19 protein-coding genes are annotated in these 23672 nt (G+C 73.1%); 4 read left to right on the forward strand and 15 right to left on the reverse strand.

Features of this window, described 5'->3' with window-relative positions; translation table 11 throughout:
* Nucleotides 1-2 precede the first annotated feature (2 nt).
* From rsmA to rsmI, 5 genes are all read right to left on the reverse strand, one after another.
* On the reverse strand, nt 3-884 hold the full coding sequence (rsmA, locus tag AB0K51_RS08530) for a 16S rRNA (adenine(1518)-N(6)/adenine(1519)-N(6))-dimethyltransferase RsmA (protein ID WP_363451983.1): 882 nt from the start codon (nt 882-884) through the stop codon (nt 3-5).
* 20 nt (nt 885-904) lie between these two features.
* Nucleotides 905-1816, reverse strand: a complete 912-nt coding sequence (locus AB0K51_RS08535; RefSeq protein ID WP_363451985.1) for a TatD family hydrolase — start codon at nt 1814-1816, stop codon at nt 905-907.
* A complete protein-coding gene (gene metG, locus AB0K51_RS08540) occupies nt 1816-3417 on the reverse strand; it encodes a methionine--tRNA ligase (protein WP_363451987.1) in 1602 nt (533 codons plus the stop codon). Before metG ends, AB0K51_RS08535 begins: the two co-directional genes overlap by 1 nt.
* A gap of 63 nt (nt 3418-3480) precedes the next feature.
* Nucleotides 3481-3900, reverse strand: coding sequence for a hypothetical protein (locus AB0K51_RS08545; RefSeq protein ID WP_363451989.1), 420 nt, complete (start codon nt 3898-3900; stop codon nt 3481-3483).
* Between the two features lie 186 nt (nt 3901-4086).
* Nucleotides 4087-4932, reverse strand: coding sequence for a 16S rRNA (cytidine(1402)-2'-O)-methyltransferase (gene rsmI, locus AB0K51_RS08550; protein WP_363451991.1), 846 nt, complete (start codon nt 4930-4932; stop codon nt 4087-4089).
* Nucleotides 4933-5049: 117 nt separating this feature from the next.
* Here rsmI and AB0K51_RS08555 point away from each other — a divergent pair, with 117 nt between their 5' ends.
* Together AB0K51_RS08555 and AB0K51_RS08560 are read left to right on the forward strand one after the other, a co-directional pair.
* A complete protein-coding gene (locus tag AB0K51_RS08555) occupies nt 5050-6804 on the forward strand; it encodes a glycosyltransferase family 39 protein (RefSeq protein ID WP_363451993.1) in 1755 nt (584 codons plus the stop codon).
* 128 nt (nt 6805-6932) lie between these two features.
* Nucleotides 6933-8627: a penicillin-binding transpeptidase domain-containing protein gene (locus AB0K51_RS08560; RefSeq protein ID WP_363451995.1), complete on the forward strand. Its 1695-nt coding sequence runs from the start codon at nt 6933-6935 to the stop codon at nt 8625-8627.
* Nucleotides 8628-8725: 98 nt separating this feature from the next.
* Here AB0K51_RS08560 and AB0K51_RS08565 read toward each other — a convergent pair whose 3' ends face one another.
* The 8 genes from AB0K51_RS08565 to AB0K51_RS08600 all read right to left on the reverse strand — a co-directional run bounded on the left by AB0K51_RS08565 (nt 8726) and on the right by AB0K51_RS08600 (nt 18171).
* Nucleotides 8726-10198, reverse strand: a complete 1473-nt coding sequence (locus tag AB0K51_RS08565) for a N,N-dimethylformamidase beta subunit family domain-containing protein (RefSeq protein WP_363451997.1) — start codon at nt 10196-10198, stop codon at nt 8726-8728.
* A 4-nt stretch (nt 10199-10202) separates the two neighbouring features.
* Nucleotides 10203-11570 carry a hypothetical protein gene (locus AB0K51_RS08570; RefSeq protein ID WP_363451999.1) on the reverse strand — a complete coding sequence of 456 codons (1368 nt, stop codon included), beginning with the start codon at nt 11568-11570 and terminating at the stop codon, nt 10203-10205.
* 142 nt (nt 11571-11712) lie between these two features.
* A complete protein-coding gene (locus AB0K51_RS08575) occupies nt 11713-13137 on the reverse strand; it encodes an amino acid permease (RefSeq protein WP_363452001.1) in 1425 nt (474 codons plus the stop codon).
* A gap of 80 nt (nt 13138-13217) precedes the next feature.
* Complete coding sequence (locus tag AB0K51_RS08580; RefSeq protein WP_363452091.1) at nt 13218-14642, reverse strand: penicillin-binding transpeptidase domain-containing protein; 1425 nt, start codon at nt 14640-14642, stop codon at nt 13218-13220.
* Nucleotides 14643-14728: 86 nt separating this feature from the next.
* A complete protein-coding gene (locus tag AB0K51_RS08585; protein ID WP_363452003.1) occupies nt 14729-16081 on the reverse strand; it encodes an FtsW/RodA/SpoVE family cell cycle protein in 1353 nt (450 codons plus the stop codon).
* Nucleotides 16082-16087: 6 nt separating this feature from the next.
* Nucleotides 16088-16591, reverse strand: coding sequence for a DUF1269 domain-containing protein (locus tag AB0K51_RS08590; RefSeq protein WP_363452005.1), 504 nt, complete (start codon nt 16589-16591; stop codon nt 16088-16090).
* Between the two features lie 102 nt (nt 16592-16693).
* A complete protein-coding gene (locus AB0K51_RS08595; RefSeq protein ID WP_363452007.1) occupies nt 16694-17350 on the reverse strand; it encodes an ABC transporter in 657 nt (218 codons plus the stop codon).
* Nucleotides 17347-18171, reverse strand: a complete 825-nt coding sequence (locus AB0K51_RS08600) for an ABC transporter ATP-binding protein (protein WP_363452093.1) — start codon at nt 18169-18171, stop codon at nt 17347-17349. Before AB0K51_RS08600 ends, AB0K51_RS08595 begins: the two co-directional genes overlap by 4 nt.
* Nucleotides 18172-18273: 102 nt before the next feature.
* Between AB0K51_RS08600 and AB0K51_RS08605 the strand changes: the two genes are divergently transcribed.
* Together AB0K51_RS08605 and AB0K51_RS08610 are read left to right on the forward strand one after the other, a co-directional pair.
* Entirely contained in the window at nt 18274-19599 is a 1326-nt protein-coding gene (locus AB0K51_RS08605; RefSeq protein ID WP_363452009.1) for a VWA domain-containing protein, read from the forward strand.
* A 2-nt stretch (nt 19600-19601) separates the two neighbouring features.
* A complete protein-coding gene (locus AB0K51_RS08610) occupies nt 19602-20582 on the forward strand; it encodes a peptidase (RefSeq protein WP_363452011.1) in 981 nt (326 codons plus the stop codon).
* Between the two features lie 46 nt (nt 20583-20628).
* On the opposite strand, the gene AB0K51_RS08615 is transcribed toward AB0K51_RS08610, so the two are convergent.
* Nucleotides 20629-22851 (reverse strand): terpene synthase family protein, encoded by a 2223-nt coding sequence (locus AB0K51_RS08615; RefSeq protein ID WP_363452013.1) that lies wholly within the window; start codon nt 22849-22851, stop codon nt 20629-20631.
* A 117-nt stretch (nt 22852-22968) separates the two neighbouring features.
* Complete coding sequence (locus tag AB0K51_RS08620) at nt 22969-23652, reverse strand: VC0807 family protein (protein ID WP_363452015.1); 684 nt, start codon at nt 23650-23652, stop codon at nt 22969-22971.
* Nucleotides 23653-23672 lie beyond the last annotated feature (20 nt).

Genomic DNA, 23672 nt, shown 5'->3' on the forward strand with positions numbered 1-23672 from the left:
GTCTACCGCTCCTCCGGGTGGGGCTTGTGCTCGGCGATCGCGGCGAACTGTTCCACCGTCAGCATCTCGCCGCGCAGCGTGTGGTCGATCCCGGCGGCGTGCAGGGCCTGCTCGGCGGCGGCGGGCGAGCCGGCCCAGGACGCGAGGGCGGCCCGCAGGGTCTTGCGGCGCTGCGCGAACGCGGCGTCCACCACGGCGAACACCTCGCGGCGGGAGGCGGTGGTGGCGGGCGGGTCGCGGCGGATCAGCGACACCAGGCCGGAGTCGACGTTCGGCGCCGGCCAGAACACGTTGCGGCCGATGGCGCCGGCCCGCTTCACGTCGGCGTACCAGTTGGCCTTGACCGAGGGCACCCCGTAGACCTTGTTGCCGGGCTTGGCGGCGAGCCGGTCGGCGACCTCGCTCTGCACCATCACCAGCGTGCGCTCGATGCTCGGGAAGGTCTCCAGCATGTGCAGCAGCACCGGCACCGCGACGTTGTACGGCAGGTTCGCCACCAGCGCGGTCGGCTCCGGCCCGGGCAGCTCGGTGACGTCCATGGCGTCGCTCAGCACCAGGTCGAACGCGTCGGCCTTGCCGGGCATCCGGCCCCTGACGGTGTCCGGCAGGTGGCGCGCCAGCACCGGGTCGATCTCCACCGCGGTGACGTGCCGCGCCACTTCGAGCAGCGCCAGCGTCAACGACCCGAGCCCCGGCCCGACCTCGACCACGGCGTCCCGTTCCGTCACCCCCGCCGCCCGGACGATCCGCCGCACGGTGTTGCCGTCGATGACGAAGTTCTGCCCGCGCTGCTTGGTCGGCTTCACGCCGAACGCCTCGGCCAGCGCGCGGATGTCGGCGGCTCCCAGCAGGTGGCCGTCGGAGGTGGGTTCGGTGGTGCTCACCCGGCAAGGATACGGGCCGATCAGTACCCGAAGGCGCGGGCGGTGTTGGCGGCGATGGCGGTGGCGAGTTCGTCCTCGGCCAGGTCCAGGTGGGCCGCCATGGCGCGGAGGGTGACCGGGATCAGGTACGGGGCGTTGGGGCGGCCGCGGTAGGGGTGGGGGGTGAGGAACGGGGCGTCGGTCTCGATCAGGACGCGGTCGAGCGGGGTGGCGGTGAGGGCCTCGCGCAGGGCGTGGTTGGCCTTGTACGTGACGGGCCCGGCGAAGGAGAGGTACCAGCCGTGCTCGGCACAGGTCTTGGCCATCGCGGCGTCGCCGGAGTAGCAGTGGAAGACGGTGCGCTCGGGGGCGCCCTCTTCGAGCAGCACGGCGATGACGTCCTCGTGGGCGTCGCGGTCGTGGATCACGAGTGCCTTGCCGTGGCGCTTGGCGATCTCGATGTGGCGGCGGAAGGACTCCTTCTGGATGTCCACGCCCTCGGGGCCGGTGCGGAAGTAGTCGAGTCCGGTCTCGCCGACGGCGAGCACCTGCGGGAGGGCGGCGAGGCGGTCGATCTCGGCGAGGGCCTCGTCGAGGGCGGCCTGCCCGCCGGGGGCGCGGTGCTGGCCCGACCAGCCTCCCCCAGCCCCAGGGGGCTGGGAGGTGCCCCCAGGGTCGCCGAGGAAGATCCGCGGCGCCTCGTTGGGGTGCAGCGCGACCGCGGCGTGCACCTGCTCGAACTGCTCGGCGAGTGCGGCGGCCCACCGCGAGCCGGGGATGTCGCAGCCGACCTGGACGACGGTGGTGACGCCGACCGACGCGGCCCGGGCCAGGCCCTCCGCGGGGGTGCCGGACTGCATGTCGAGGTGGGTGTGCGAGTCGGCGACCGGCACCGCGAGGGGCTCGGGCAGCGGCGGCGGGGTGGCGCGGTCGTCGTTCTTCTTGCCGGCCATCAGGAGGCAGCCTTCTCTTCCAGGCGGGGGAACAGGATCTCGCCCTTGGTGACGGTGGCGCCGACCGGGAGGCGGCCCCAGTCGGCGACGGTGGCGATGGTCTGGTCGGCGAGCGCGCCGAGGCCGGGCTCGGCGCCCAGCGACTCCCACAGCTTCGCGGCGGCGGACGGCATCACCGGGTTGAGCAGCACCGCGGTGGCGCGCAGCGCCTCGGCGGCGGTGTACAGGACGGTGGCGAGCCGGTCCTGCCCGTCGGGGGACTTGGCGACCTTCCAGGGCTCCTGCTCGGTGAGGTAGCCGTTGACCAGCTTGACGAACTCGAAGACCGCGGCGATGCCGCCCGCGAAGTCGAGCTCCTCGCCGATCTTCCGGTCGGCCTCGGCGGCAGCCCGGGCCAGCCCGTCGGCGATCACCTGCTCGGCGGGGCCGGCGGCGGTCGCGGCGGGCAGCACGCCGTCGAAGTACCGGCCGACCATGGCGGCCACCCGGGAGGCCAGGTTGCCGAAGTCGTTGGCGAGTTCGGAGGTGTACCGGGCGGTGAAGTCCTCCCAGGAGAAGGACCCGTCGGTGCCGAACGGGATGGCCCGCAGGAAGTAGTAGCGGTAGGCGTCGACGCCGAAGTGCGAGGTGAGGTCGGTGGGCGCGATGCCGGTCAGGTTGGACTTGGACATCTTCTCGCCGCCGACCATCAGCCAGCCGTTGGCGACCACCCGCTTGGGCAGCGGCAGTCCGGCGGCCATCAGCATGGCGGGCCAGATCACCGCGTGGAAGCGCAGGATGTCCTTGCCGACCAGGTGCACGGAGGCGGGCCACAGCCGGGCGAAGCGCTCGGGGTCCGCGCCGTAGCCGGCCGCGGTGATGTAGTTCTGCAGCGCGTCCACCCACACGTACAGCACGTGCTTCTCGTCCCAGGGCAGCGGGATGCCCCAGTCGAAGGTGGAGCGGGAGATCGACAGGTCCTTGAGGTCCTGCTCGACGAAGCGCAGCACCTCGTTGCGGGCCGAGGCGGGCTGGATGAACTCCGGGTTGGCGGCGTAGAACTCCAGCAGCTTCGGGCCGTACGCGGAGAGCCGGAAGAAGTAGTTCTCCTCCTCCAGCCACTCGACCGGGCGCCGGTGGATCGGGCAGAGCTTCTCGTCCTCGGTGGCGCCGGGCAGCAGCTCACCGGGGAGCTTGTACTCCTCGCAGCCGACGCAGTACGGGCCGGTGTAGCTGCCCTTGTAGATCTCGCCCCGGTCGTGCAGGTCCTGGACGAACTCCCGCACCCGGTCGGTGTGGCGCGCCTCGGTGGTGCGGATGAAGTCGTCGTTGGCGATCTCCAGGTGGCGCCAGAGCGGCTTCCACTCCTCCTCGACCAGCCGGTCGCACCACTGCTGCGGGGTGACGCCGTTGGCCTCGGCGGTGCGCAGGATCTTCTGGCCGTGCTCGTCGGTGCCGGTCAGGTACCAGACGTCGGCGCCGCGCTGGCGGTGCCAGCGGGTGAGCACGTCACCGGCGACGGTGGTGTACGCGTGGCCCAGGTGCGGGCGGTCGTTCACGTAGTAGATCGGGGTGGTGACGTAGTACGCCGGGGTGCTGCTGTGCTCTTCGGAGGCCGCCATACCCCCGGATCCTAGTCGGAGCACCGGGCCGCCCACGGGTGCGGGCGGCCCGGGCCCGGGTGGTCATCCGGTCGGGTGGGAGCGGGAGAACCAGCGGCGACGGTGCTCTTCCTTCAGCCGGGCCGGCTTCGGCGGCCCCTCGGGCTCGGCGGTCGGCGCGTACCCGGGTGCCGCGGTGGCGGCCACCTCGGCGACCCGGCCGGCCTGCATGATCCGGACCCGCTCGCCGCCGCAGCCGGGGCAGACCAGTTCACGCAGCGGCGAGGGCACCCGCACCCCGTTCGCCTTGTACTCGACCACGGTGTGGCCGTCCCTGGCCGTGTGGTGCTCGATGTCGTAGGCCTGCTCCCAGCCGTAGCCGCAGTTGAGGCAGGCGAAGGAGTACGCCTCGCGGACCGTCTCCACGGAGGTGCGCGGCCGGGCGGTCACCCCGAGTCCGCTGGGTGCTCCGTCGTTCCGGGGGCTGTCGATCGTGTCGCTCATGCGCCACCTCGCTTCGCTCGGAGCCCGCCGCCGGGTCGGACGACCGCGGCGCGGGTTGTTCCATCCCAGGGAATGCCCGGGAGGCTCCGAGCGATACCCGGCTTGCCAAGTCTTGGTCCCGAATTGGCCCTCCGCTGGGGTGCTCATTCCAACGTACGCGCGAAAAGCCCAGGTGGCACGTACCGGTCACGCGCCGTGCTTGGCGGCCACCACGGCGTCGAAGACCACGGACTTGCGCAGGCCCAGGTCGGCGGCGACCGCGGCGATCGCCTCCTTGCGGCGCTCGCCGGCCTGCTCGCGGGCGGCCACCCGGCGGGCCAGCTCCGCCGGGCCGACCTCCTCGGGCGCGGCGGGCGGGGCACCGGCCACCACCACGGTGATCTCGCCTCTGACGCCCTCGGCGGCCCAGGCCGCGAGCTCGTCGAGCGGGCCGCGGCGGACCTCCTCGTAGGTCTTGGTGAGCTCCCGGCAGACCGCGGCGAGGCGGTCCGCGCCGAACGCCTCGGCCATCGCGGCGAGGGTCTCGGCGATCCGGTGCGGGGCCTCGAAGAAGACCATGGTGCGCGGCTCGGCGGCGATCTGGGCCAGCTGCCGGGCCCGGTCGCCGGCCTTGCGCGGCAGGAAGCCCTCGAAGGTGAAGCGGTCCACCGGCAGCGCGGACAGCGCCAGCGCGGTGAGCACCGCGGACGGGCCGGGCACCGCGGTCACCTTGACCCCGGCGGCGACCGCGGCGTCCACCAGCCGGTAGCCGGGGTCGGAGACCGAGGGCATGCCGGCGTCGGTGACCAGCAGCACCCGGGCGCCGTCCAGCAGCGCGGCGACCAGCTCCGGGGTACGGGCCACCTCGTTGCCCTCGAAGTACGAGAGCACCCGGCCGGCCGGCGTGACGCCGAGCGCCTGGGTGAGTCGGCGCAGCCGCCTGGTGTCCTCGGCGGCGATCACGTCCGCCTCGGCCAGTTCGGCGCGCAGTCGGGGCGGCGCGTCGTCGACGTCGCCGATGGGGGTACCTGCCAGAACGAGAACACCAGTCACCCTGACATCCTCTCGTAGTGCGGGCGCCCCTCGTGACTTCTCGTCGTGCGGGTGCCCCTTGTGACTTACCGCATTGCCCCTACGATGTGGCGCGTGAGCGGCGACATGGAGAGTGGTATGGACCACCCTGAGCGGGGCGGCGTGATCGTGCTGGAATCGGCCGACCCGGCCGTCGTTCCGGCGCCACGGGAGAGCGGCGAACCGGACTCGCGCTGGGCCCGCGCACTGCGCGGCGTCGGCTATCGGGCACCCGAACGGCCGTCCCTGGCCGAGCAGTTGGTGCCTCCGATGCCCGACGGCTTCGGCGTCACCCCGGACCGGGTGGAACTCTCCCCCGTGCTCGCCCGGCTCGGCCTGCGGATGTCCGTCGAGTTCTGGACGCTGCTGTGCAGGCTGTCCGGCTGGCTCGGCCCGATCGCCGTCGCGCTCTTCGCCGGCGTGCTGCGCTTCGCGAACCTCGGCGGCCCGCACGCGCTGATCTTCGACGAGACGTACTACGCCAAGGACGCCTACTCGCTCTGGCGGGTCGGCTACGAGACCAGCTGGGCCGACGACGCCAACGCGCAGATCACCGCGCCCAACCCGAACATCCCGTTCCGCACCGACCCGGCGTACATCGTCCACCCGCCGGTCGGTAAGTGGATCATCGGCCTGGGCGAGCAGATCTTCGGCATGAGCCCCTTCGGCTGGCGGTTCATGATGGCCGTGCTCGGCACCCTCTCGGTGCTGATGCTGGCCCGGATCGCCCGCCGGCTGTTCCGCTCCACCCTGCTCGGCTGCGTCGCCGGCCTGCTGCTCTCGGTCGACGGCCTGCACTTCGTACTCAGCCGCACCGCGATCCTCGACCTGGTGGTGATGTTCTGGTTCCTGGCCGCGTTCGGCTTCCTGCTGCTCGACCGGGACCGGACCCGCGCACTGATCGCCCGCCGACTGGAGGACGGCGTCCGGGGCGACTGGACGGTGCTCGGCTGGCGGCCCTACCGGCTCGCCGCCGCCGTCTGCCTGGGCCTGATGATGGCCACCAAGTGGAGCGGCCTCCCGGCGATCGGCGCGTTCCTGCTGCTCACCCTGATGTGGGACGTCTCGGCCCGGCGGATGCTCGGCAGCCGCAACTGGACCGTGTGGGGCCTGCTGGACGCCGCGGTCGCCGGCGTCAGCGTCTGCGTCACCGCCGCCGGGGTCTACCTGCTCAGCTGGACCGGCTGGATCATGTCCAGCACCGAGCCCGGCAAGGGCGGGTACTACCGGGACTGGGCGCTGCACAACTCCGGCGGCTTCGGGCCGGCGTGGTTCCGGAGCCTGTGGCACTACCACCAGACCATGTGGGACTTCCACACCAACCTGCACAGCCCGCACACCTACCAGTCGAACCCGTGGAGCTGGCTGCTGCTGGGCCGGCCGGTCTCCTTCTTCTACGAGTCGCCGAAGAACGGCCAGGCCGGCTGCACCACCGCCGAGTGCGCCCGCGAGGTGCTCGCCATCGGCACCCCGCTGCTGTGGTGGGCGGGCATCGCCGCCCTCGGGTACTGCCTGTACCGCTGGGTGCTGCGCCGCGACTGGCGGGCCGGGGCGATCCTGATCGCGCTGGGCGCCGGCTACCTGCCCTGGTTCATGTACCAGGAGCGGACCATCTTCCTGTTCTACGCGGTCTGCTTCGTCCCGTTCCTGGTCCTCGCGGTCACCATGATGATCGGCGCGATGCTCGGCCCCGCCGACGCCTCACCCGACCGCCGACTGGCCGGGGCCACCGGCGCCGGCCTGCTGATCGCCGCGGTGATGTGGAACTTCCTGTACTTCTATCCGATCTACACCGGGCAGACCATCCCGATGCAGGACTGGCGCGCCCGGATGTGGTTCACCAGCTGGATCTGACACCTCGTCACGTGTACCGGATCTGTCACAAACCCGCAGCGTGTCGTGAGTGCACGGATGACGTCTGTCTATGGTGTCGTGGCCGCTGATGACCGGCGGACGCAGGACACCTTCTGGGGGACGGACACGTGAACAAGGGCGCCAAGATCGGCATCGCCGCGCTCGCCGCGGTGCTGCTCGGAGTCGGCGGGTACGGCGCGTACGCGCTGGTCTCCGACGGCTCGACGAAGACGGAGGCGGCCAAGCCCCGCACGGTGGTCGCCGAGCCGCCGAGCCCGGAGCTGGCCGCGTCCGGCGCCAAGGCGTTCCTGGAGGCCTGGGCCAAGGGCGACCTGTTCGGGGCCGCCAAGCTCACCGACGCGCCCGACCAGGCGCAGGCCGCGCTGACCGCGTTCCAGGACAAGGTGAAGCCCAGCGCCGTCCACCTCACGGTCGGCGGCCCCACCACCGCGCCCTCCCCCTCCGCCGCCAAGTCGGCGACCGCCGCGCCGAGCACCTCCGCCTCCGCGTCCTCCTCCGCCGCCCCGGCCGCGCCGACCGGCGTGCTGGAGAGCTTCAAGGCGTCGATGGAGTTCGCCGACACCGGTACCCCGTGGAACTACGACGGCGTGCTCGGTGTGGTCAAGATGAGCGACGGCACCGCCGCCGTGCACTGGGCCCCCAGCGTCATCCACCCCAAGCTGGACGCCGGCGAGACCATCGCGGTCAAGCCGATCTTCGCCACCCCCGCCGCCGTCACCGACCGCAACGGCAAGCCGCTCGGCGGCAACGCCTCGCTGACCGGCCTGCTCGACAAGTTCAAGACCGCCGTCCCGCAGGGCGACCCCGCGGACGCGGGCACCGGCGTGGTGATCTCCGCCGACTCCGGCAGCGCGGCCACCGAGAAGCTGTTCACCATCAAGGACCCCAAGCCGGTCGCCAACCTCAAGCTCACTCTGGACGCCAACCTGCAGGCCGCCGCCGAGGCCGCCGTCAAGGAACAGGGCAAGCCCGCCTCGCTGGTCGCCATCGAGCCCAGCACCGGCAACATCCTGGCCTTCGCCTTCTCCCCGCCGACCGGCCAGAACCGGGCCTTCGGCGGCGCCACCGCCCCCGGCTCCACCATGAAGGTGCTCACCGCCGCCGCCCTGCTGGAAGCCGGCGTCGCCCCGAACTCCCCGATGCCGTGCCCCGACACGACCAAGGTCACCGGCCTCGAGTTGCACAACGACGACCGGGGAGAGTTCCCGAACTACACCTTCACCGAGGACTTCACCAAGTCCTGCAACACCGCCTTCATCGAGAAGGGCAAGGAGGTCCTGAAGCCGGACTCGCTGCCCAAGCTCGCGCAGGACGTCTTCGGCCTCGGCCTGGTCTGGAAGACCGGCCTCTCCAGCTTCGACACCAAGATCCCCGTCGAGTCCAACATGGCGGGCGCCGCCACGGAGTTCATCGGCCAGGGCAAGGTGCAGACCAACCCGCTGGCGATGGCCTCGGTCGCCGCGACCGTCCAGTCCGGGGTCTTCCGCCAGCCGATCCTGGTGCCCGGCATGGACCAGGTGAAGGCCGCCCGAAACCTCTCCCCCGAGGTGCTCACCAACCTCCGCGGCCTGATGGTCCAGACCGTCAGGTCCGGCACCGCCGCCGCCGTCACCCCGGCCCTGCCGGCCGGCTCCGGCGCCAAGACCGGCACCGCGGAGGTCACCGGCCAGAACGACCCCAACTCCTGGTTCACCGCCTACTCCGGCAACCTCGCCGTCGCCGCGGAGGTCCAGGGCGGCAAGCACGGCGCGGAATCGGCCGGCCCGGCCGTCTCCAAGGTCCTCAAGATCGGCAACAACTGACGGATGGGGGTCTCCGAAGACCTACAGCCGGGCTCAGACCACCAGGCACTCGCCTCGCAGTTCCCCGAGCCCCTGGTGGTGCAAGTTGCCCGAGCTCCCTAAGAAACCCTCCGCAGGTAGTTCTCCGTCACCTGCCGGGTGAGCGCCGCCGTGCGGTCGTCGAGGCCGTGGCCGATCGCGTCGAGGGACTCGACCCATCGCATGGTGCCGGTCGCGAAGACCATGGCTCCGCTGGGCGCGGTGTAGAGGGCGGTGTCGGCGAACGACTTGCGGCCGTCGCAGACCACCGGGGAGTGGGCGATGACCTGGATGCCCTGCGGGGTGGGGAAGGACGGGTCGACGCGGTCGTACTCGACGCCGACCAGGTGGGCGAAGCTGTCGCCCTGCTTGGCGCCCGTCCCGGCGAACAGCCAGTGGTCGGGGGAGGTGACGACGTAGGGGGCGTCGACGGGGTAGCCGTCGTAGAGGACGCCGAGCAGGGAGGATTCGGGGTCGGCGCCGGGCGGGGAGCGGAAGTCCGTCGTGGCGGGGTGGCCGGCCTGGTAGCCGGGGTCGTCCTTCCAGGCGCCCTTGTAGCAGACCACGGTGCGGTCGGGTCCGGTCGGTGACGGTTCGTAACGGACGCGGCGGTAGCAGCAGTTGGCGCCGAGGATCGCGAGGTGGGTGCCGGCGTCGCGGGCGGCGGTGACGTGGGCGCGCTGCTCGGGGGACCAGTACTCGTCGTGGCCGAGCGACAGGACCGCCTTGGCGCCGTGCAGCAGCGCGGGGTCGGCGGCCAGGTCGATGCCGGTGGTGTAGGAGAGCGGCAGGCCGAGCTTCTCGGCGAGCGCGATCAGCGGGGCCTCGTAGACCAGGAAGAGTCCGGCGCCGTCGGCGTACTGGTAGGGGCGGTCGAAGACCACCTGGAGCGAGCGGGTGGGCAGGCCGCCGGTGGGGCCGTTGTACAGGTTGTAGCCGCCCCACTCGTTGTAGGCCTGCCAGGTGGTGACGGCGTTGACGACGACGGTGGTGCCGGCGGTGGTGCGGGAGCGGACGGTGAGCGGGACGTACCGCTGGCCGGCGCCGCCGTCGGCGTCCAGGCGGAGCAGGTAGCAGCCCTCGGGCCAGCCGGTGGTGTCGACGGCGGTGGTGCGGGTCCAGGCGGTGCGGACGGTGCGGGTGGCCTGGTCGACGGTGAACGGCTCCTGGCGGGTGCCGGGGAGGGCGCCGGACTTCCAGACCAGGCGGGCGCGGGCGCCGCCGTACCAGCCCATCCGGTAGGCGGAGACGGTGAAGCCGGGGGCGGTGGTGGAGACGTGCAGGCCGAACTGTTCGCCGGGCAGGACGCTGACCCGGTCGGCCCAGCCCTCGATCGCGGCGGCCGGCCCGGCGTTGACGATCCGCCAGTCGGCGTTGCCGGGGCGGGCGTTCTCGGCCGCGGTGGCGGACGGCGCGGGCGTCGGGGTGGGGATCGGCGCCCCGTCGGGTGAGGGCGCGGCGCCGGGGTGGGCGCGGCCGGGACCGCAGGCGGTCAGTCCGGCGGCCGCGCCGGCGGCCAGGCCGAGGAATCGGCGTCGTCCGGTGGCGCCCATGCCGTCACTCCCGAGTTCGAACGGTTACGGGGGACACCCTAGGCAGCGCCGCGGCGGCGGGTGGCGGCGACTGGCGGTCGGCGGGCGGATGGGGCCGTCCGGGGGTGCTGGCGAGCCGGGGCCAGAGGACCAGGACGGCGGGCAGCGCGAGGTAGCCGAAGCGTCCGGCGGGGGCGAGGGTGAAGGCGACGGTGAGTCCGGCGGCGAGCAGGTCGCAGGCGGCGACGGCGGTGGGCGGCGGGTAGGCGAGCAGCCAGAGGGCGACGGCGAGGCCGCCGAGGCAGAGCAGGGTCAGCGAGAGGGTGTGACCGAGCGGGCCGAGTCCGGCCAGCACCTTGCCGGGCAGCGGGCTGCCTGCGGGGGTGTGCAGGGCGGTGAGGCCGAGCGGGAAGCGCACCACCTGTTCGTACAGTTCGCGGGTGCGGTCGAGGGCGAACGGGGCGATCACCGCGCAGCCGAGGGTGACGGCGAGGACGCCGGCCCGCAGGGCGGGGCGCAGGCCGTGGCGGTGGTGGAGCAGCAGCAGGGCGACCGGGACGGCCGGCCAGGCGGTCCACTTGAGGGTGCAGGCGAGGGCGAGGACCAGGCCGGTGCGGACCGGGTGGCCGCGTTCGGCGAGCGCCATGGCGAGGCAGCAGACGCCGATCAGCGGGAGGTCGACGCCGCCGACGACCAGCGCGAGGGCGATCAGCGGGGAGGCGGTGAGCACCGCGAGCGGCAGTATCGGGGCGCGGGTGAGGGTGGGCCGCAGCAGCCGCCAGCCGGCCAGCAGGCAGGCCAGGAAGGCGGCGGCGAACCAGAGCCGGGCGTCGCCGAGCAGCCGGGTGGCGGGATGGGCGGCGCCGAGGGCGGCCCGGGGCAGGCCGAACAGGGCCATCGCGGGCAGGTAGGGGTTGTAGTCGGTGACGTGGGTGGGGTCGGTCAGGTACGGGCTGCCGGTGTGCAGCAGCAGGTACGCGCCGCGTTCGACGACCATCACCTCGGACTGGTGACGGCCTTTCAGGGCGAGCGCGGCGAGCGGCAGCAGGACGGCGCCGATCGCGGCTGCGGTGGCGGCGGCGCGCGGGGCGAGGCCGCGCGGCAGGGTGACGCAGAGGACGGCGGCGAGCAGGTAGGCGGGGGCGGCGAAGCGGCCCCAGTAGACCTGGTTGACCAGGTCGGACAGGAGCGGGAAGGCGGCGGCCCAGCCGGCTGCGGCGAGGCAGCCGAGGGCCTGGACGCCGGGGTGGGCGACGAGCCGGGCGACCCGGCGGGTGCGGCGGCCGCGCGGGGCGGGCACCCGCCCGTCGCCGCGGGGCGGGGCGTCGCCGGACGGGGTGTGCAGGGCGCACGTGGCCTGGCCTGCCTGGTCGGGCGGTCGGGTGGTCACCATGCGAAGGCTAGGGCCCGGGTGTGCCGATGTCCCGGGACTCGGCGCGGATTTCCGGCTTCCGGTTCGAACTCGGCACCGAGCGCCGTGCCCGGTGCCAGCGGAAACAGGGGCGCGCGCCGGAGTGCACGCCCCTGTTTCACCTTCACACCCGGGTCAGGTCGTCGGCGGGTCGGGCCAGCCGGGAGTGCTTGGCGCTGTAGCCGAAGTAGACGACGGCGGCGACGGCCAGCGCGACGCCGAAGGCGAGGAAGGTATCGGCGTGCAGCTGGGTGATCAGGTAGATGCACGCCGCGGCGCTGACCAGCGGGGTGACCGGGTACAGCGGGACCTTGAAGCCGCGCGGCAGGTCGGGGCGGGTGCGGCGGAGCACGACGATCCCCAGCGACACCGTGGCGAACGCGACCAGGGTGCCCATCGAGGTCATGTCGGCGAGCAGCTTGAGCGGGAAGACCGCGGCGAGCAGCGCGACCGCGGCGCCGACCACGACGGTGTTCCACACGGGGGTGCCGGTGCGGGCGGAGACCCGGGTGAAGCGGCGGGGCAGCAGGCCGTCGCGGCCCATCGCGAACAGGATGCGGGTCTGGCCGTAGATCACCACCAGGGTGATCGAGAAGATCGAGACGATCGCGCCGAGGGCGAAGACCAGCGCGGGCCAGCTCTGGCCGGTGACGTTCTGCAGGATCTGCGCGAGGCCGGCCTCCTGGCCGTCGAACTGCTGCCAGGGCTGGGCGCCGATCGCGGTGACGGCGACCGCGATGTACAGCAGGGTGACCACGACCAGCGAGATCAGGATGGCCAGCGGCAGGGTGCGCCGCGGGTTGCGGACCTCCTCGCCGGCGGTGGAGACGGCGTCCAGGCCGATGAAGGAGAAGAAGATGGTGGACGCCGCGGTCTGCACCCCGCCCCAGCCGAGCGGCAGGAAGGGGTGGAAGTTGCCGGCCGAGAAGCCGGTCAGGCCGACCGCGATGAACAGCACCAGGATGGCCAGCTTGATCGCCACCATGACGGCGTTGACCTTGGCGGACTCGCCGGCGCCGCGGATCAGCAGCAGGGTGACCAGCGCGACCAGCACCACCGCGGGCAGGTTGACGATGCCGTGGTCGCCGGGCGGGGCGGTCAGCACGGCGGGCAGCTGGAAGCCGAACGCCAGGTCGGTGAACTGGTTGAGGTACTGACCCCACGTCACCGCGATCGCCGACGCGGAGACCCCGTACTCCATCAGCAGGCAGACGCCGACGCCGAAGGCGACCACCTCGCCCATGGTGGCGTAGGCGTACGAGTAGGAGGAGCCGGCGACCGGGATGGCGGAGGCCAGTTCGGCGTAGCAGAGCGCGGTGAGGCCCGCGGTGACGGCGGCGATCACGAAGGACAGCACCACGGCCGGCCCGGCCTCCGGGACGGAGGTGGTGAGCACGAAGAAGATGCCGGTGCCGACGGTGGCGCCGATGCCGATCGCGGACAGCTGCCACAGGCCGATGGAGCGGCGCAGGTGGCCGGTTCCGCTCCCGCCCGCTTCGGCGATCAGGGTGTCCACGGGCTTGCGCCGCAGCAGGCGGGTGGTGCTCATCGATGTCCTTCTGATGGGGAATCCGGCAGGGACAGTACCAAAAGCACCAATGACTCCTGCTATCTGCCGATCGGGCCCGGTTACCGGTTCAGCACCGCCTGCATGACCGCCTTGGCGATCGGCGCGGCCAGCCCGCCGCCGGTCACCTCGCTGGCCTGGCTGTCGGCGACCACCACGGCGACCGCGACCGGGGGCACGGCGGTGGAGCCGGACGGGCGGGCCCAGGCGATGAACCAGGCGTACGGCGTCCCGCTGTTGTCCACGCCGTGCTGGGCGGTGCCGGTCTTGCCGCCCACCTCGGCGCCGGCGATCCGGGCGTTGCGGCCGGTGCCGTTCTCCACCACGTCGGTCATCAACTCCCGCAGCTGGGAGGCGACTCCGGAGCCGAACGCCTGCCGGTAGAGCACCGGATGCATCAGCTGGACCTGGCTGCCGTCGGCCTTGGTCAGCTTGTCCACAAGCTGTGGATACATCACCTGGCCGTCGGCGGCGGCCCCGGCGGCGACCATCGCCATCACCAGCGGGGTGGCGGCGGTGTCGTACTGGCCGATCGAGGAGAGTGCGAGCTGCGACTTGTTCATCTCGGTGTCGAAGTTGGACCGGGCGGCGCGCACCGGCACGTCCAGCCGGGCGTCGTTGAACCCGAAGTTCTTCGCCATCGCGGTCATCCGGTCCAGCCCGGTCTGCACCCCGAGGTAGCCCATGGTGCTGTTGCAGGACAGCACCATCGCCTCGTCCAGCGACATCCCGGCCCGGTCGCAGGCGGTGGTGTCGTTGGGCAGCTCGGTGGTGGTGCCGGGCATCACGTACGGGTACGGGGCGCTGGTGGGGGCCTGAATGTCCGTCACCACGCCGTTGGCCAGCGCGGCGGCGGCGGTGACCACCTTGAAGGTGGAGCCGGGCGGGTAGATCTGCCGCAGCGCCCGGTTGAGCATCGGCTGGTCGGGGTTGTCCTGGAGCTTCTTCCAGGCGTCCTGGTCGGCGGCGGAGGTCCCGGCGAAGGTGCCGGGGTCGTAGCTGGGGGTGGAGACCAGGGCGAGGATCCGGCCGGTGGCGGGTTCGATCGCGGCGACCGCGCCCTTCTGGCTGCCGAGGCCCTGCAGGGCGGCCCGCTGGGCGGCCGGGTCGATGGTGGTGACCACGTCGCCGCCGGGCTGCCGCTGCCGGGAGATGGCGTCCCAGACCGCCCAGCCGGCCAGCCTGGGGTCGGTGCCGGAGAGCAGGTCGTCGTAGACGCCCTCCAGTTGGGTGTTGCCGTAGGTCTGGGACGAGTAGCCGGTGACCGCCGCGTACAGCTGCCCGTCGGTGTAGGTGCGCTTGTACGCGTAGCGGCCGCCGGTCGCGGCGGAGCCGGTGACCGGGGCGCCGGCCACCACCAGGTTGCCGCGCGGCTGGCTGTAGCGCTGGATGGTGGCCCGCTGGTTGGCGCTGTTGTGGTCGAGCTCCTTCTTCTGGAAGACCTGGACCCGGGTGGCCTGCACCGACAGGGCGACGATCAGCAGCATGCAGAAGGTGCCGGCCCGGCGGCCGGTGGTGGTGATGCCGGGCAGTCCCTGCGGGCCGTCGCGCGGTCCCTCGATCCGTCCGCGCCTCACCGGGCCGCCTCGGGGGCGGGACGCCGGGCCAGGTCGCTCATCCGCACCAGCAGCGCCACGATGATCCAGTTGGTGACCACGGACGAGCCGCCCTGGGCGATGAACGGCAGGGTCATCCCGGTCAGCGGGATCAGGTCGAGCACGCCGCCGGCCACCACGAACACCTGGATCGCCACCAGCGCGGCCAGGCCGATCGCCAGCAGCCGCCCGAACGGGTCGCGCAGCTCCATGCCGGTGCGGAAGCCCCGGGAGACCAGCAGCGCGTACAGCAGGAAGACCGCCAGCAGCCCGGTCAGGCCGAGTTCCTCGCCGACGGTGGCCAGGATGAAGTCCGACTTGGTGGCGAAGCCGATCAGCGTGGAGTGGCCGAGGCCGAGGCCGGTGCCGAGTTCGCCGCCCCAGGCGAAGGCGAACAGCGACTGGGCGATCTGGTTGGCGCCCAGCCCGGCATCGATCGACGCCAGCGGGTGCAGCCAGTCGGTGACCCGGCTGTGCACGTGCGGGGAGAGCCAGCCCACCCCGACCGCGGCGAGCGCGGCCAGCAGCAGGCCGATGACGATCCATCCGGTCCGCGCGGTCGCCACGTACAGCATCACCACGAACAGCCCGAAGAACAGCAGCGAGGTGCCGAGATCGGTCTCCAGGATCAGCACGCCGACGAAGGCCGCCCAGATCAGCAGCACCGGGCCGAGCACCCGGCCCAGCGGCAGTTGGAACCACAGCACCCGACGGCCCGTCAGGGTCAGTGCGTCGCGGTGCGCGGCCAGGTAGGCCGCGAAGAAGACGGCCAGCAGGATCTTGGCGAACTCGCCCGGCTGGAAGGAGAGCGGGCCCAGCGTGATCCAGATCCGCGAGCCGTACACCGGCGGGAAGAACACCGGCAGCACCAGCAGCACCAGCGCGACGAACGCTCCCACGTACGCGTAGCGCTGCAGCCGGCGGTGGTCGCGCAGCAGGAGCAGCACCGCGATGAACAGGCCCACCCCCAGGGTGGACCAGAGCAGTTGGGTGGGGGCCGCCCCGCTGCCCGGAGTGGCCCGGTCCAGGCGGTAGATGACGACCAGTCCGATGCCGTTCAGCAGCACCGCGATCGGCAGCAGCAGCGGGTCGGCCCACCTGGCGCGCCAGCGCACCGCGCCGTGCGCGGCCAGGGCCAGCACGCCGAGGGCGGCGCCGTACTCCGCGGCGTCCGGCGGCGCCTTCCCGTCGATGTTGACGCCCACCTCGACGTACCCGAACACCGCCAGCCCCACCGCGGCGAGCACCAGGACCAGTTCGGTCCAGCGCCGCGGCCGGGCCGCCGGTAAGCCGGGCGCCCGGTCCGCGAGCGTCGAAGCGTCCGTGGCCACCTGCCGTCAGAGCGTGGAGCCCGGGTACGCCGCCTTGGCGATCTCCCGCAGGTGCTCCTCCTCGTCGGTGCTCAGCGAGGTCTGCAGCAGTTCGCCGCCGTACTGCGCCACCGCCGGGATCACCTTGTCCTGGGTCGAGCTGCGCACCAGCGCGAACAGCGCCGCGCTGCCCGGCGCCATCTTCATGCCGACCTGCCGCATGAAGTTGTCGTCCACGCCGGTGTCGGTGGCGGCGCCGACCGCCGCGCCGGTGGCGCCGCCGATCGCCGCGCCCAGGAACGGCATGAAGAACAGCAGGCCGATCACGCCGCCCCAGAGCGCACCGGACGCCGCGCCCATGCCGGTGTTGGACATGGCCTGGTGCAGCTTGATCTTGCCGTCCTCGCGGCGCTCGACCACGACGACGTCCTCCAGGTCGATCAGCTTCTGCTTCTGCAGGCCGATCAGCTCGTCGCGCACCCGCTTGGCGGTGTCGACATCCGGGTAGGCGATCGCGAACAGGTTGCTCACGGCGGACTTCCTTCCGACTGGCTTGGGGCACGTCCTCCAGCACCCTAGCCAGGATTCGCCATATTTATTCCGATCCGGTCCGGTGTGTCCGTTTCCTGCCGGTCACTCGTCCCGGCCCGCCAGCGCGACCGCTCCGGCCACCGCCGCCGCGGCCAGCCCGAGCGCCGCGGGCGCCGTCCACCACGGCAGTACCAGGCCCTTCCCGGCCGACCCGGCCACCAGCGCCCGCACCACCGCGTTGGCCGGCGAGCCCGGCAGCACCAGCACCGCCACCGCTCCCGCCAGCGCCAGCGGTATCCCGTACGGGGACCGCCGCAGCACCGGCCGGTTGCACACCGCGCCGATCGCGGCGCCCAGCGCCAGGCACACGCCCGCCGCCAGGGCGCCCGCGAGCAGCGTCGGGGCCGCGCCGGCCCGCGAGCCGCCGCCCGTCGCCAGGACGCCGGCGATCCCCGCCGCGGCGGGCACCGCGGCCGCGAGCACCGCGGCCAGCAGCGCCCCCAGGTGCACCCGCCACCATCCGGCCGCGGCCACCAGGCAGCCCCGCGAGGCGGCCGGCTCGGCCGTCACCACCGTCCGCACCAGCCACGCCGTCACCGGCACCAGGACCCCCGCCGCGTAGCCGAGCGCCCCCAACTCCTCGTCCCCCGCGGCCACTCCGACCACCATCGCCAGTACGTACGCCAGCACCGGCGGCACCCACCGCTGCGAGCGCACCAGCAGCGCGAAGTGATAGCGCGTCAGCGCCCGGACCGTCACGACCCCTCCTCCGCCCGCACGCTCCGGACGTGCACCGCCGGGACGGCCAGCAGCCGCCGCAGCAGCGCGTCCGAGTGCGCCGCCGCGACGTCCAGGCGGATCGCCCCGTCCGCCAGCGGCTTGCGCTCCGGGCCGCCCGGCAGCCACTGCGGCAGCTCCGCCGCCTCGACCACCACCACGGTGCGCGGGCCGTGGCGGTCCGCGTCCGGCAGCGCCGCCGCCCGCAGCCGACCGTCGGCCACCGCGTACGCCGCGTCCACCAGCCCGGCCAGCCGGCCGGGGTCGTGGTCGACGAAGAACACCACGCCGCCCGCGGCCGCCCGCTCGGCGACCGCCTCGTCGAGCTCGCCCCGCGCCGCCTGGTCCAGCCCCGTCCACGCCTCGTCGAGCAGCAGCACCTCCGGCTCGGCGAGCAGCGCCTGGGCGACCGCCACCTTCTGTGCCGTCCCCTTGGAGAGCCGGCCGATCGGCGTCCCCGCGCGCTCGGCGATGCCGAAGCGCTCCAGCCAGGCCCGGGAGCGGCGGTCCGTCTCGGCGGCCGACAGTCCGCGCACCCGGCCGTGCTGGCGCAGGTAGCCGAGGACGTCGAACGGCAGCGCCGCCGGGAACCGCTCCGGCACCCAGGCCCGACTACCCGTCACCTCCACCCGCCCCTCCGCCGGCCGCTCGATGCCCGCGAGCAGTTTCAGCAGCGTCGACTTCCCGCACCCGTTGGCGCCCTCGATCCGCACCAGCGCGCCCGGACGGACCGTCAGCTCCACCCCGCGCACCACCCAGGGCCCGCCCCGCCCGTACCGCTTGCCGACACCCGCCAGACGCACCGTCACCCGTCCTCCTCATCGCCGACGCATGCTATGCACGCCAACCCCGGCTCGCGCCACCCGCGTTGGGTGAACCGACCGGACGGTCCCTAGGATGCGTCGGTGATCACCACCACCAGAACACCACGGCCGGCTCGCGGGGCCGCCCTGCTGGGAGCGCTGGCGATAGTCGCCGGTACCGTGCTCGGCACCCTCCCCGCGCACGCCGACGAGCCCGGGGCGCCGCCCGCTCCCACCGAAGCACCCAAGGTCAACCTGGTCCTCGACGGGTCGGGATCGATGCGGACCGCCGACATCCAGGGCAAGAGCCGGATGGCGGTCGCCCAGCAGTCGATCGACGAGGTCATCGACGCGCTGCCCAGCGAGACCGAGTTCGGCATCCGCACCCTCGGCGCGACCTACCCCGGCAACGACCAGAAGGAGGGCTGCAAGGACACCAAGCAGCTCTTCCCGGTCGGCAAGACCGACAAGGTCGAGGCGAAGACCGCGGTCGCCACCCTGCGGCCCACCGGCTGGACCCCGATCGGCGTGGCGCTGCGCGCCGCCGCCCAGGACCTCGGCACCGGCCCGACCACCCGCCGGATCGTGCTGATCACCGACGGCGAGGACACCTGCGCCCCGCCCGACCCGTGCGACGTGGCCCGCGAACTCGCCAGCCAGGGCATCCACCTGGTGGTCGACACGCTGGGCCTGGCGCACGACGACAAGACCCGCCAGCAGCTGCTGTGCATCGCCAACGCGACCGGCGGCACCTTCACCGACGTCCGCACCCAGGAGCAGCTGACCCAGCGCGTCAAGCAGCTGGTCACCCGCGCCCAGGACACCCACACCGTGACCCCCGCCAAGGCCGCCGGCACCGACCAGTGCGCCACCGCGCCGGTGCTCGCCCCGGGCGTCTACACCGACCGTGAGAAGTTCTCCGAGCACCGCGTCTACCGGGTCCCGGTCAAGGCCGGCCAGGAGCTGCGCGCCTCGGTCAGCGTCACCCCCGACCGTGCGGTCGCCCGTGACTACGGCGTCCTGCTGCAGGCCACCGACCAGCGCGGGCAGGAACTCGTGCGCGGCACCGACGCCGGCAGCGGCCGCACCGACGTCGCCTCCACCGGCGTCCGCTGGTCCGCGCCCGACGGCGGTTCCGCCTCGCCCTCCGCCTCCGCCTCGGCCGGCGCCAACTCCACCGACACGCAGACGGTCTGCCTGGTCGTCAGCAACTCCTTCGCCTCGCAGGCCGGCGTCCAGGCCGACCCCGGTCTGCCGCTGGAGCTGACCGTCGACGTCGTCGCCGCCTCCCCCGCGCCCGACGGCCCCGCGATGGGCCTCGGCCGTGGCTGGATCCTGCTCGGCGTCCTCACCCTGGCCGGCCTGCTCACCGGTCTGATCTTCGGCTGGCTGGCACGCTGGCGGATCGCCGTCTGGCGGGAGAACTGACCATGCGAAAGCTTCTGCTCCCCGCGACCGCCGCTGCGGCGCTGCTGGCCCTGACCGCCCCTGCGGCCTCGGCCGCCTCCCCCTCCGCCACACCCTCGCCGTCGGCCTCCGCGCCCGCCGCGGGTTCCCCGTCCGCCGCCGCGTCCGCCGCGGGCGCGGGCTCCTCGGCGCCGTCCGCCTCCAGTTCCTCGTCCGGCAAGCCGGTGGTGAACTCGGTCGGCACCAGCTTCCTGACCGCGACCACGCTGGCCGCCGGACAGGACGCGGACGTCCCGGTCTCCACCGGCGACTACCTGTACTGGGCGTTCCCCGCCTCCGAGGGCCAGACCCCGACCGTCCAGGTCAAGGTCACCCTGCCGGACGCGGCGGACCGGCACGGCCCGCAGACCTGGACCGTCGAGCTCTTCGACGGCCTGCGCCGCCGCCAGTCCTGCACCGCCGGACCGCAGAGCGGCACCGCCGAGCAGACCGCCGGCACCCTGTCGATGAGCTGCACCCTGCGGCAGATCCGCTCCTGGGCCGAGCCCTGGGACGGCGACCCGCTGCCCGGCACCTACTACGTCCGGCTCTCCGCCTCCGACGTCCAGCAGCAGGACCTCGGCCTCGCCGCCCAGGTCCACCTGCACGTCGCCACCAAGGGCGGCGCGGACGACGCCCAGCCCGAGGGCGGCGCGCTCAAGGCCCCGCTGGTCCCGCCGGTCAACCCCGGCTCCACCGCGAGCGCCGCGGCCGCCACCCCGACGCCCACCGCCTCCGCCACCCACGCGGCGGCCCCGGTCGCCGCCGTCACCCACTGGTACTCCGACCTCTTCTCCGGCTGGAACACCCGTTGGTGGTGGACCGCCGCCGGCGGCATCCTCGCCGCCCTCGCCGGCGTCGCCGGCTACTCCCTCACCCGCCACCCCCGCGGCCGCCGGCGCCCGCCGCACGCCCCGATCCCCCAGCAGTCCCAGCCCACCCAACCGCAGAACTCCTGGCAGTAGTAACAGGAACCCCGCGCCCCGACCGGGCGCGGGGTTCCCCGGGCGGCTACCCCCTCAGCTCCGCCAGGATCCGCACCGCGGACGTCCCCAACCCCACCGGCCCGCCGAACAGCACGGCCTCCCGCACCTCCGGCACCGCCGTGGACGGCGCGAAGTGCCGCTTCAGCACGTCCTCCGTGTACCGCCGCGTCCGCTGGTGCCAGTTCAGCACCGCGGCCATCCAGTCCTGCAGCTCCTCCACGTACCCGTCGAGGGCCGCCGCGGCCTCCCCCTCCAGCCCGAAGTCCTGCTTCACCAGCGGGAGTTCACCCGCCACCAGGTGCCGGAACTGGCTCATCCGGGAGGCGACCAGGTCCGCCACGATGTCGACCGCGACCGCGTAGTCGCAGGTGAAGAAGGACTCCACCACCCGCACCAGGTTGTGGAACTCCCCCTCGTACTCGATCTCCTTCTGGTACGAGTGCAGGTCGTTGACCAGGCTGCCGTAGTCCGCCGCCGAGCTCTCGATCGCCCGCACGGTGCCGCTCCGGTAGACCTCCTCCGGGATCACCGAGCCGCGCGCCAGCCGGGCCAGACTCATCGTCAGGTCGGAGCCGAAGGTGGCGCGTCGCATCTCGATGTAGTCGACCGGGTCGGGGATACGGTTCTGCGCCTGGTTGGCGAGCTCCCACAGCCAGCTGTCGATCATGTCGCCGACCGCCCGGCGGAAGCTCTCCCGCGCGGGCGGGCCGAACGGCGCGACGGTCCGCGCCCACAGCTCGGCGAGCCCGCGCTCCAGCGCGTTGCGCGGGGCGAACGGCAGGCTGCCGTCCAGGGTCATCAGCTCGTGCAGCCGCTCGTTGGCGAGCTTCGCGCCGAGCAGGTCGCGGCCCCGGCCGTACACCGCGGGGTAGTAGTCGTCCGCGTAGGTGCCCCAGGTCAACCAGGCGGAGCTGAGGTCGAGTTCGGCGGGGGTGGCGTCGGGGTCGATGCCGGCCGCGCACAGCGCGAAGTCGTAGTCGCGGAGCTTGGCCTCGCTCCACAGGTCGGTGGCCGGTACGCCGGGCTCCGGCTCCAGCAGTCCGGTCTCCCGCGCCCAGCCGACGACGTACTCGCGGGCGGCGTCCAGGTGCGGGCTGAGCCGGGTGGGGTACGGCATCGGCAGCTCAGGCAGCACGGAGGGGCCGGTGCGGCGCGGGGTGTGGGTGAAGCTCCGCAGACCGCGCAGGCCCGCGGCCAGGCGCAGGTTGGCGGCGGAGGTGCCGAGCCCCCTGGGGCCGAGCGCGGGGGCGCCGGCGCCGCCGCCGTTCATGTAGCGGCTGGAGCGCATGTGCCACTCGTGGCCGCCGGACTGCCAGTCCTGCAGTCCCTTCACGTACGCCAGGACCCGGGTGATCTCCCCGGGGTCCAGGGCGTGTTCGGCGAAGAGCGGGGCGAGTTCGGTGAGCGCGGTGTTCTCGAACTGCTGCAGCCGGGAGGTGAGCAGGTCGTTGACGGCGTCCGCGGCCTGCTGCGTCGAGCAGCCCAGGAAGGTCTCCAACACCAGCACGCCGTTGGAGAGTTCGCCCTCCTCGCCGATCTCCCGCTCGTACGAGAACAGGTCGTTGCGCAGGTGCACGCCGTCCGAGAAGGCGTCCCGCAGCACCCGCAGCGGACGGGAGTGGGCGACCGCCTCCGGCACCTCGGCCTGCGCGGCGTACTCGACCAGCCCGGCGGACCACGGCGCGCCGCCGACCTTGCGCCGCATCTCGATGTACTCCACCGGGTTGGCGACCCGGCCCTCGTCGATGTTGGAGAGCTCCCAGAGCGACTCGTTCAGCAGGTTGCGGGTGGACTCGGCGAACCGCGCCCGCCAGTGGGCGGACATGTGCGGGACGGTGCGCTGCCACAGGTCGGCGAGCCCCGCCTCGACCGGGTTGGTGGCCTCCGGGAAGCCGTCCGCCAGGTCCATCGGCATGAACGCGGGCAACCGGTCCAGGTAGGCCTTGCCGCCCTCGCGGTCCAGCGTCCGCTTGAAGATCTCCAGGAAGTGGTCGTCGAAGAAGAAGACCCAGGTGTACCAGTCGGTGACCAGCGACAGCGCCTCGGCGTCGCAGTCGGGGTGGGTGTACGAGCAGAGCAGCGCGTAGTCGTGCGAGTCGAGGTCGTGCTCCTCCCAGACCCCGGAGCCCTCCAGCATCCCGAACCCCCGTGCCCACTCCTTGGTGTGGACCCGGGCCTCCTCGTAGTGCGGGTTGATCCGCGCCGGATACGGCACGTAGAAGTCCGGAAGTTCGAACGGCTGAGCCACTGGGTCCCCGCCCCTTAGTCGACGTGAATCGGCGCTGTGCCTAACGAGCCCAAGGGCCCGCCGTCACCGCTACCCCGCTGGGCCGTGCGAATGCCGAACTCCACCCGTTCGAGCGAACTACCGGGCGTTTCGCACCGCGTCCGCCTTCACCTCTGCGCCGACCAGTGCGGCGATCCGGTTCGCCGGGGCGCCGCCCGCCAGCACGCCGACGCCGAGCGCGCCCAGCAGCAGGACGGTGCCGAGCCAGACCATGGTGTCGACCGGCAGCGTGTAGGCGCCGACCACCCGGGCCGCGCACTCCAGCACCAGCGGGACGCCCCAGGCCAGCGAGAAGGCGCGGGCGCCGCGGCGGAAGGCGACGGTCCCGGACACCCGTTCCCAGGCGGCCTCCCGGGCGGCGTCGCCCTTGACCACGAAGGGCTTCAGTGCGGCGGTCATCAGCGGCCGGCCGAGCAGCGCGGTGACGATCATCGACGCGCCGACGACGCTGCTGACCGCGCCGTCCTTGGCGAGCATCAGCCGCGGGTCGCCGCTCAGGAAGGAGAGCGCGATCGCGGCGAGGTTGACCACCAGCATCAGCGCCGCCAGCGGGCTCGCGGACCGCCCGCGCAGCAGCTCCCCGACCGTGCGGACCGCGGGCACCGCCGAGCTGAGCGCCAGCGCGGCGACGGTGCCGAGTCCGAGCCCGGCATGCGCCCCGTAGTACACGCCGACCGGGAGCGCGACGTCCAGCAGCAGCGGACGCAGCGCGTCGGTGCGGGCGTTGCGCTGCTGCGGTGCGGTGGCGATGCCGATGGCCATGATGTCTGCTCCCCGTGTCC

This window comes from Kitasatospora sp. NPDC049285 (assembly GCF_040678815.1).
Taxonomy (GTDB): domain Bacteria; phylum Actinomycetota; class Actinomycetes; order Streptomycetales; family Streptomycetaceae; genus Kitasatospora.